We start from the raw sequence: 1824 nt of genomic DNA on the forward strand, positions 1-1824 counted from the left end.
TATCCCAACTGTTAATTTATACCTACGTCTTCTCAATTATTCTTAAAGTTAAGCTTGACCTAAAAGGATTACCAGAAGATAGTAAGTTAACCTTTGGATTATGGCTATTTGCAGGATTAATACCTTGGTTAGCTTTTACTAATGGATTGACTCAAGCTTCTGGATGTGTAATTAGACAGCCAAATTTAGTTAAAAAAGTAGTCTTTCCTCTGAGTTTATTACCTTTAGTTCCTATTCTTTCAACATTTATAGAAAGTACATTTGGATTAATAGCTTTAACAGGAATGTTTTATATATCATTTGGGGCGATAAATCAAACATTATGGTTACTACCGGTAGTGCTTATACCTCAGCTTTTATTAACAGCAGGTTTAGGATATTTTACTGCTGGATTAACAGTATTTTTACGAGATATTCCGCAGACTCTAGGCGTAATTCTAAATCTTTGGTTTTACATTACACCAATAGTATATCCTGCATCAGTAATTCCAGAAAATTGGCGAGTTTGGGTATTTTGGTGTAATCCTTTAACAGCGATCGCCGAAGTATATCGTGACCTAGTTTTAGTAGGAGAAATTAAACACTGGGGAGAATTAGGAATTGCTGCTTTGATGTCTGTACTGATATTTTATTTCGGCTTGTGGGTTTATCAAAAATTACGTCCTGCTTTTGCCGATGTTTTATAAGAAGGAAGAAGGAATAAATATTCAAAAAAACCTTTAAAATTATGTACGTCACTAATCCGAACGCTCCCCTATTTTACTTCTAACTCCCACCAAAATATTACAACTTAAAAATGATTTATCAATCATCATAAAAAACTCTAATTTGTAGGAAAATATAAGCAATAGTTAAAACAGAGAAATAAACAAAAGGAAGAAAAAAGGTAAGCAATTAATATCCCCCCCCCTTTCCAGGCGAGGTTTAAATGAATATTTATCACGGCTAAGAGAGACTACTTTGACAGTAACTTTTAATTAGGGTTTGCGCTCAAAAGTCTTTTTGTTGAGGTAGGTCGGTGGGAGTAGGAGTAGGGAGTAGTTAAGAATTACGAGGAGCAGGGAGTTGTAGAAGAGGTACTCGTTCATCATAGCCACTCAAATTTTCCGCCTCCCGTTACTCCCAAATGCTTAATTTTTCAGCTTTATTAACACAAAAGCTGGTACTTTTTCCCAACCATTAGTTTCTCAAACCTTTATCTTTCAATGCTTTTATCTTTAATCAGCAAGCCCTAATTATCCCTTGATTTTTCAAGAACTTTTGCCTCCTCCATTTTTGAATAGCTAATGGCCGAATACTTACGAAAAAAGATTAATTTTTGACAAATGAAGATATAATAGATACTACTAATTGCCTTTTTATTTCCTGTGGAATGCTGCGTAAATATAACTTTTTATTCTCCTTGGAGACTAATTCCTCCTTCAATGTGATAATAAGGAATGAGGATCAAATAATATCCACAGTTTTTGGCTAGGAGTATTAAACTGAAATACTTCTGTGTAAAAAATCTGGAAGTTAATAAATCATCATTCCTAAGTCAACAAATCATAGCTGACAACTAATAGCTGACTGCTGAAAGCTTACATATAAAATCCATAATGCCTGAAACTGTCATCTCACTACAAAATGTTTCTAAATGTTTTAAACGGTATCGACATCCTGTAGACCGTTTAAAAGAAATTTTACTCCCTGGAAAAAGTCGTGCTGATGAATTCTGGGCAGTACAAAATATAAATATAGAAATAGAAAGAGGGCATACTTTAGGAATTGTGGGGCGGAATGGTTCAGGAAAAAGTACCCTTTTACAAATAATTGTGGGAACTA

General features: G+C 33.9%; 2 protein-coding genes. Both read left to right on the forward strand.

Going from position 1 to position 1824, the window contains the following annotated elements; translation table 11 throughout:
• The coding region (locus F6K22_RS39990) for an ABC transporter permease (RefSeq protein WP_293110631.1) at window positions 1–686 on the forward strand (686 nt) is incomplete at its 5' end.
• 912 nt (window positions 687–1598) lie between these two features.
• On the forward strand, window positions 1599–1824 hold a 226-nt coding region (locus tag F6K22_RS39995), incomplete at its 3' end, for an ATP-binding cassette domain-containing protein (protein ID WP_293110633.1).

It is taken from the genome of Okeania sp. SIO2F4 (genome assembly GCF_010672385.1).
Lineage (GTDB): Bacteria > Cyanobacteriota > Cyanobacteriia > Cyanobacteriales > Microcoleaceae > Trichodesmium.